This window comes from Microbacterium sp. 69-10, assembly GCF_001897945.1.
Taxonomy (GTDB): domain Bacteria; phylum Actinomycetota; class Actinomycetes; order Actinomycetales; family Microbacteriaceae; genus Microbacterium.
In genome coordinates, this window is the sequence record NZ_MKRT01000001.1 from 13,978 (window position 1) to 22,032 (window position 8,055).

At 69.6% G+C, this 8,055-nt stretch carries 8 protein-coding genes; 4 read left to right on the top strand and 4 right to left on the bottom strand.

Features of this window, described 5'->3' with window-relative positions; all coding sequences use genetic code 11:
- Window positions 1-1,532 (top strand): glycoside hydrolase family 38 C-terminal domain-containing protein (locus BGN97_RS00090; protein ID WP_292696898.1); only part of this gene is annotated, 1,532 nt, incomplete at its 5' end.
- Between the two features lie 329 nt (window positions 1,533-1,861).
- Entirely contained in the window at window positions 1,862-2,179 is a 318-nt protein-coding gene (locus BGN97_RS00095; protein WP_292696901.1) for a hypothetical protein, read from the top strand.
- 121 nt (window positions 2,180-2,300) lie between these two features.
- Here the strand turns inward: BGN97_RS00095 and BGN97_RS00100 are convergent, their stop codons facing one another.
- Window positions 2,301-2,990, bottom strand: a complete 690-nt coding sequence (locus tag BGN97_RS00100; protein WP_292696903.1) for an NUDIX domain-containing protein — start codon at window positions 2,988-2,990, stop codon at window positions 2,301-2,303.
- A 90-nt stretch (window positions 2,991-3,080) separates the two neighbouring features.
- On the opposite strand from BGN97_RS00100, the gene BGN97_RS00105 reads away from it, so the two are divergent.
- Together BGN97_RS00105 and BGN97_RS00110 are read left to right on the top strand one after the other, a co-directional pair.
- Window positions 3,081-4,115, top strand: coding sequence for an SPFH domain-containing protein (locus tag BGN97_RS00105; protein WP_292696905.1), 1,035 nt, complete (start codon window positions 3,081-3,083; stop codon window positions 4,113-4,115).
- A gap of 1 nt (window position 4,116) precedes the next feature.
- Window positions 4,117-5,004 carry a hypothetical protein gene (locus BGN97_RS00110; RefSeq protein WP_292696907.1) on the top strand — a complete coding sequence of 296 codons (888 nt, stop codon included), beginning with the start codon at window positions 4,117-4,119 and terminating at the stop codon, window positions 5,002-5,004.
- A 9-nt stretch (window positions 5,005-5,013) separates the two neighbouring features.
- On the opposite strand, the gene BGN97_RS00115 is transcribed toward BGN97_RS00110, so the two are convergent.
- The 3 genes from BGN97_RS00115 to BGN97_RS00125 all read right to left on the bottom strand — a co-directional run.
- Window positions 5,014-5,568 carry a hypothetical protein gene (locus BGN97_RS00115; protein WP_292696910.1) on the bottom strand — a complete coding sequence of 185 codons (555 nt, stop codon included), beginning with the start codon at window positions 5,566-5,568 and terminating at the stop codon, window positions 5,014-5,016.
- A 94-nt stretch (window positions 5,569-5,662) separates the two neighbouring features.
- Window positions 5,663-6,382, bottom strand: coding sequence for a hypothetical protein (locus BGN97_RS00120; protein WP_292696913.1), 720 nt, complete (start codon window positions 6,380-6,382; stop codon window positions 5,663-5,665).
- 347 nt (window positions 6,383-6,729) lie between these two features.
- On the bottom strand, window positions 6,730-8,055 hold a 1,326-nt coding region (locus tag BGN97_RS00125; protein ID WP_292696917.1), incomplete at its 5' end, for a glycine--tRNA ligase.

Sequence of the window (8,055 nt, forward strand, 5' to 3'; positions counted from 1 at the left end):
AGTGGAAGCATCCGGACGACTTCTTCGACGACGCCAGGGCCGAGCTGACCGACCCCGCCGTGTGGGTCGGCGAGCTGTACCTCGAACTGCACCGCGGAACGCTCACCAGCCAGCACGCCACCAAGGCCCTGCACCGGTGGGCCGAGCAGGCCCTGATCGAGGCCGAGCTGTGGGCCGCGACCGCGACCGTGCAGCTGGGCGCCGAGTACCCGCATGACGAGCTGGACCGGCTGTGGCAGACCGTGCTGCTGCACGAGTTCCACGACATCCTGCCCGGCACCTCGATCGCGTGGGTGCACCGTGAGGCCGTGGAGGTCCTCTCCGGTGTGCTGTCGGATGCCGAGAAGCTGTCGTCCGAGGCCCGGAAGGCGCTGGCCGGTGAGGGCGAGCGCGAGCTGGTGTTCACCCCGACCTCGGTCGGCGGCGGGCGGGCGCTGGGTGCCGCCGTTCGAGACGCTCGTAGTGGGGCGGAGGGTGCCACCCTCACCGAGTCGCCCGACGGTTACATCCTCAGCAACGGCCTCATCTCGGTGACCATCTCCGCAGAGGGTCTCATCACGTCGGCTGTGGACCTGGCATCCGGTCGCGAGACGATCCCGGCGGGAAAGCCGGCGAACCTGTTCCAGCTGCACCAGGACTTCCCCAACATGTGGGATGCATGGGACATCGACCGCTTCTACCGCAACCGGGTCGAGGATCTGACCGCGGTGACGTCGATCGAGGCATCCGTGATCGACGGCGTCGCGACGGTGGTCGTCGAGCGCGCGTTCTCGGAGTCGCATCTGACCCAGACCATCGTGCTCGCACCCGGCTCGCGCACCGTGCTGCTGCGGAACGACATCGACTGGCACGAGACCGAGAAGCTGCTCAAGCTCGCATTCCCGCTCGACCTGTTCGCCCGCGAGACTCTCGCCGAGACGCAGTTCGGCTTCCAGCGCCGGGTCACCCACGTGAACACCAGTTGGGAGGCGGCGAAGTTCGAGACGTCCATGCACCGCTTCGTGCTGGCGCAGGAGGACGACGGCTTCGGCGTCGCCCTGGTGAACGACTCGATCTACGGCTACGACACCACGCGCGATGCAGACGGCGACGACGTCACGACCACAGTCCGGCTGTCACTGCTGCGCGCTCCGCGCTTCCCCGACCCGGACACCGACCACGGCCACCACCAGATCGAGGTCGGTCTCGTGATCGGAGCGGATGCCGAGATCGCCACTGCCGAGGGCATCCGGCTCAACGCACTGCCGCACGTGGTTCGTGGCGCTGCCGAGGTCGAGCCGCTCGTCTCGGTCACCGGAAAGGGCATCGTCGTCTCGAGCGTGAAGCTCGCAGACGACCGCTCCGGCGATGTGATCGTGCGCGTCTACGAGTCGCTCGGACGGCGCACGACCGGCGCGCTGACCGTCGGCTTCGAGCACACCGGCATCCGCGAGGTGAGCCTGATCGAGGACGAGCTGGATCCTCCGCGCACCGGCGGCGAGCTGTCGCTCAAGCCGTTCGAGGTGCGGACGCTCCGCATCGCGCGCGCCTGAGGGGCGGCATCCCTCTCTCAGACCGCCACCGCCCGTCCCGGATGTCACACTTCCGGGGCGGGCGGTGTCTTCATGCCGACGGCATGAGAGACGTGCCGGCTGAGGAGCAGTGATCATGAACGACACCCGCATTCCCGCCATCCCGGTGACCGGCCTGTACGGCGCAGTGGTGAAGGCCGCCGCCAGGAAGATGCTCGGCAAGGTGCCGGACTCCCTCGGGGTGATGTGGCAGCACCGCCCGGTGATGATGGACATGATGAAGTTCGGCGGCCGCACCGAGAAGTGGCACGAGCTGGACCGGAGCCTCGGCACGCTGGCCTCAGGGACTGATGGACGTGCTGGCGCCGGACGTGGTGTCGACCACCGACAGCGGCGGCCTGGTGCGCCACGCCGCCCGTCGCCCGCTCTTCGGCGCGGACAGGGTGGTGGCGTTCCTGCGCGGCAGCATCGCCAAGCTCGACATCGCCTACCGGGTGTCCGCGATGACCGTCAACGGCCGGCTCGCGGCGCGGATCGAGGTCGGCGGCGTGCTGATGGCGGCGGTGAGCTTCGAGGTCGAGGACGGGCGCATCTCCCGGGTGTTCTCGATGGCCAATCCGCGCAAGCTCGAGGCTCTGGGAGCTGAGACCGTGCTCGCGCGAGGCTGAGGGCGCGGCATCCACCCCTGCGCGCTCGGGAGGAGAGATCTTGGATGGGAGGAGGAATCCCGCAGATCTCTCCTCCTCAGACCGAGTTCTCCTCCCGAACGTCGCGGTCCGCAGACGCCAGTCAAGCGTGCGGGTCGGGGCGGGTGAACGGCGGCTGCAGCATGCCCACCGGCCCGCGACGGTAGAGCTGCGCGGGGCGACCGCCGTCGCGGACGAGCCCACCGGTCGCTTCGATGAACCCCTCAGCACCGGTGACCTTGCGATGGAAGTTTCGCGGATCCACCGGAACGCCCCAGACGGTCTCGTAGACGGCACGCAGCTGCGCGATGGTGAACTCGGGAGGGCAGAAGGCCGTCGCGAGGGCGGAGTACTCCAGTTTGGCCCGCGCGCGTTCCACGCCGTCGGCGAGGATCAGGGTGTGGTCGAAGGCGAGGTGCACGTCGCCTTCCTCGAGCTCGGCGATCGACCACCAGCGCGCGGAGCGGGCATCCGAGCCGGACACGGCCTCGCCGAGGTCAGGTGCCATCGCCAGCCAGGCGATCGTGACGACGCGTCCGCGGGGATCGCGGTCCGGGTCGCCGTAGCTGCGCAGCTGCTCGAGGTGCACACCCTCCGTCACCCCGGTCTCCTCACGGAGCTCGCGATACGCAGCCTGCTCGATGCCCTCATCCGGAAGGACGAATCCGCCCGGCAGCGCCCAGCGACCGGCGAACGGCTCGATCCCGCGCTCGACCAGCAGCACCTGCAGGGCGTGATCGCGGATCGTGAGCACGACGAGGTCGGCGGTGTTCGCGAACGAGAACGGGTTCATACCAGCATTCTATCGGGATTAGTGTCACCTTGACATGAAGCACGCGAGAGCGTTACTGTCACAGTGACGTAAACAATCGAGGAGGACGACATGGCCACCATCACCGCAGTCCCGTTCCTGCGCCACCTGAGCGCGACCCCCACCATGCACGTGCGGCACACGCACCGCGGCCGGCTGGCGCACGCCGGCGCTGGTCAGGCGTTCTGGTTCCGCCCGCTGGATGCCGCGATCAGCGAGATCCCGCTGGACGACCGCGAGCTGTCGATCGTCGTCACGCTGCGCACGGCCGACCTGCAGCAGCTGTCCGCGCCGGTCACGGTCACCTACCGGATCGTCGATCCGGCGCTGGCCGCCCAGCGCATCGACTTCTCGATCGATCTGCGCACCGGGGCGTGGGCCGAGCAGCCGCTGGACGCCATCGCCGCTCCGCTGCACGGCGCGGCGACCGCCGCCGTGGTGCACTTGCTCACCGCGCAGCCGCTCGAGAAGGCACTGCGCGCCGACCTCGCCGGGCTCGGCGCATCGGCCACCGCGATCCTCGCGGCCGACGAGCGGCTGAGCGACCTCGGCATCCAGATCGTCGGCCTGCGCTTCTCACTGCTGCGCGCCGAACCCGACGTGGAGCGGGCGATGCAGACGCCGGCGCGGGAGAGCATCCAGCAGGATGCCGACAAGGCGACCTTCGCGCGGCGCGCCCTCGCCGTGGAGCGCGAGGCGGCGATCGGTGAGAACGAGCTGGCCAACCAGGTGGAGCTCGCTCGCCGTCAGGAGGAGCTGGTCGCGACGCGGGGCCGCAACGCCCGCATCGAGGCCGAGCAGGCCGCTGCCGCGGCAGCCATCACCACGGATGCCGAGGCCGGCCGCATCCGCATCACCGCCCAGGCGCAGGCCGATGCCACCCGCGCGACGGGTGAGGCGGAGGCCGCGGCGGAGCAGGCGAGGATGGACGCCCTGCGCGATGTCCCCGCGACCGTGCTCACCGCTCTCGCGCTGCGCGAGCTGGCCGGCGGACTGCCCGCGATCGATCACCTCACCATCACGCCCGACATGCTGACCGGCCTGCTCGGCCGGCTGGGCGGTGGCGCAACGACGGCACCCGCCGCGCTCGACGCCGGGGAGCGCTGAGATGGTCGCCCCCAGGGCCGTCGTCGTGCACCGGGCGAGCGAGCTCACCGAGCTGCTCGCCCGGCACGGGACCCGGGGTCAGGTGACGTTCTTCCTCGAGCAGCGCGGGCAGTCGCTGCACGACGTGGAGGCGCGGCACGAGCGCACTTCCGCGGCCCTCGCCACGGTCGCAGCATCCATCCCGGCCGACTGGCGGCACGCCACGGTCGAACGGGCGGAGCTGCCCCGCTTCGCGTTCGAACCCGCCGACGTCGTGATCGTCGTCGGGCAGGACGGCCTGGTCGCGAACGTCGCGAAGTACCTCGACGCGCAGCCGGTGATCGGCATCGACCCGCTGCCGGGGCAGAGTGCCGGCATCCTGGTGCCGCACGCCCCGGCGGATGCCGCGGGGCTGATCGTCCGGGCGCAGCAGGGCACGACATCCTTCTGCGAACGGACCATGGTCGAGGTGCGCAGCGACGACGGGCAGACACTCACCGCGCTGAACGAGATCATGATCGGCCAGCCCGGCCACCAGTCCGCCCGCTACCTGCTCGAAGTGAGCGGACGCACCGAGCGGCAGTCATCCTCGGGGATCATCGTGGGAACCGGGACCGGAGCCACCGGCTGGTGCCGCTCGATCGCCCGCATCCAGGCACCCGAGCTGCCGCTGCCCGGGCCGACGGAGCGCGCACTGGCGTGGTTCGCCCGCGAACCCTGGCCCTCCCCCAGCACCGGCGCCGAGCTGATCGCCGGCCGCCTCGACGGCGGCGAACTCGCCCTGCGGGTGGAGTCCGACACGCTCGTCGCGTTCGGCGACGGCATCGAGTCCGACCGCCTCAGCCTCGGCTGGGGTCAGCGCGTGACGGTCGGGATGAGCGAGCGGATGCTGCGCACGGTCAGCGCCTGAGCCGCGAGGTCACGGCGTGACCGCCGTCGCTACCGGCAGCACTGGCCTGCGGTATGCGGTGAGCGCGACGACGATCATCGCCGCTCCGAGGCCGATCGCTCCCCACGTCTGGATGCCGGAGAGGACGCCGTAGACGTCTGGGGCCTCCCCCGCCCACGACATCACCAACGCCGCGGTGATGCACGCCCTCGCGGCTGCCACGCCGATGCCGACGATGAGCACGGGTAGCCCGAGCCAGGCCCACGGCAGGGGAACGGCTCGGGACCGACCGATCGCCACTCCCGCGATGACTGCGAGAAGCATGGCGATGACTCCGGCGATGATCAGGCTGATACGAGGAAGCACCCGCGGTCCGGTCACCGAGCCGCCCCGACGAAGCCCCATCGCCGGGATCGCACTGCCAATGATCGCCAACAAGATGTAGACGGCGAACAGCAGATCGCTGTCGGGGGCGACAAGAACGAGGAGGCCACTGAGAGCGATCGCCCCACCGGCACAGAGCAGAGTGAGACTTCGGTTGAAGAGAACGGTGGCGCCCCCCGGCAGGTGTTCCGTGAGTGTCATGGCGCCGAGGCTATGTTCTTTTCTGTTCAGGCCTCGAGAGTTATCCACAGGCGGCCACAACCTGGAGCAGGAGAACAGACCGGATGCCGCGCAGTCAGTCTCCGACGGCGTGTGCCCGCTCGGCCCGGCGCTCGCGCCACACGGGCATGCCGAAGAACAGCACCATCGCGAGCACCATCACGCGCACGATCCACAGACCGGGCATCCAGGTGATCGTGTACGCGCCGGGCAGCCCGAAGAAGGCCAGGATCAGGTTGCCGTAGGCCATCCGTCCGACGCTGTCGGCCTGCACGGATGCTGCGGCGATCAGGATCAGCACGCCGACGGCCAGCCACACCAGCGGCATGACCATGCTGCTCGGCTTCGCCCGCCCGCGGATGATCTCCGCCGTCGTGATCCAGAGCGCGACGACCGGGCCCAGCCAGAACGCCGCCACCAGGGTGCCGAGCAGCATCGCCGCGGCCAGGAGGAACGGCATCCACAGCAGCATCCACGGCGAGTCCTCGCCGATGAAGTAGTCGGGGCTGCGCACCACGCTCACCGCGAGCGCGGCGAGCACGCCGGCCGGCATGACGCACAGCGGCCACCACAGCCAGCGCCGGTCACCGCCGAACGCCCCGCTCATGCCCGCCCGCGTCGCCACGACGATGCACAGCACCGCAACGCACAGCGCCGGCACGCCGAACAGCGTCAGCAGGCCCGAGGCGCCGTCGTAGTCGCTCGGTTCGACGAGCACGAGCATCCATGCGACCAGCACGGACAGTGCGGAGACCAGCGCCGCCGGGCGCATCATCGACGCACGCGCGCGCGTCACCTCAGCATCCGTTTCCCCCACCCGATCACCCTAGCGGGGCACGGTCCTTGCCCAGGATGAAGGATCTGCGCTTCTTTCGCGAGAGTTCTCTCGCAAGAGCGCGATTCTCTATCGGATGCTGGATTGAGACCCCCACACTAGGAGCACTCATGAACGTCACCGACACCCACGACCTCTTCGACAGCGACGCGCTGCTGCACATCGGCCGCCCGTACTGGTTCGACAAGCACCCCTCGCAGGCCGAGGGCGAGGACTTCTGAGCACTCGCCTCTGAGCGCTCGACCGACGAGCGCAGACGAAGGCCCCGATTCCCGCGGGGGGGAATCGGGGCCTTCGTGTGTCCGACGTCAGGCGCCGCGCAGGCGCTCGGCCAGGTAGGCGTGCAGGTCGTCCAGCGACACGCGCTCCTGGCCCATGGTGTCGCGGTCGCGCACCGTCACGGCGTTGTCGTCGAGCGAGTCGAAGTCGACCGTGACGCAGAACGGGGTGCCGACCTCGTCCTGGCGACGGTAGCGGCGGCCGATGGCGCCCGCGTCGTCGAAGTCCACGGTCCACTGACCGCGCAGGCCGTCGGCCACCGAGCGGGCCAGCGGCGAGAGGCGCTCGTTGCGCGACAGAGGCAGCACGGCGACCTTGATCGGCGCCAGACGCGGGTCGAGCTTGAGCACGGTGCGGGTGTCGGTGCCGCCCTTCGCGTTCGGCACCTCCTCCTCCTGGTACGCGTCGACCAGGAACGCCATCATCGCGCGGGTGAGCCCGAACGAGGGCTCGATCACGTACGGGGTGTACCGCTCACCGGACGCCTGGTCGAAGTACGTCAGGCTCTGGCCGGACGCCTCGGTGTGGCTGGACAGGTCGTAGTCGGTGCGGTTGGCGACACCCATCAGCTCGCCCCACTCCTTGCCCGCGAAACCGAAGCGGTACTCGACGTCGATGGTGCCGGCGGAGTAGTGCGCGCGGTCCTCCTTCGGCACGTCGAACTGACGGATGTTCTCAGGGTCGATGCCCAGGTCGATGAACCAGTTCCAGCAGGCCTCGACCCAGTGCTCGAACCACTCCTGCGCCTCGGCGGGCGGCACGAAGTACTCGATCTCCATCTGCTCGAACTCGCGGGTGCGGAAGATGAAGTTGCCGGGGGTGATCTCGTTGCGGAACGCCTTGCCGACCTGGCCGATGCCGAACGGCGGCTTCTTGCGGCTCGCAGTGAGCACGTTCGAGAAGTTCACGAAGATGCCCTGCGCGGTCTCGGGGCGCATGTAGTGCAGGCCCGACTCGTCGTCGACGACGCCGAGGTAGGTCTTCACCAGGCCCGAGAACGCCTTGGGCTCGGTGTACTGGCCCTTGTTGCCGCAGTTCGGGCAGGGGATGTCGGCCAGGCCGTTCTCGGCCTTGCGGCCCTTGCGCGCCTCGAAGTCCTCGATGAGGTTGTCGGCGCGGAAGCGCTTGTGGCAGCTGAGGCACTCCACCAGCGGGTCGGTGAAGGTCGCGACGTGGCCGGATGCCTCCCACACGCGCTTGGGGAGGATGATCGACGAGTCCAGGCCGACCATGTCGCCGCGTCCGCGCACGAACGTCTGCCACCACTGCCGGCGGATGTTCTCCTTCAGCTCGGTGCCGAGGGGGCCGTAGTCCCATGCCGAACGGGAACCGCCGTAGATCTCACCCGCTTGGAA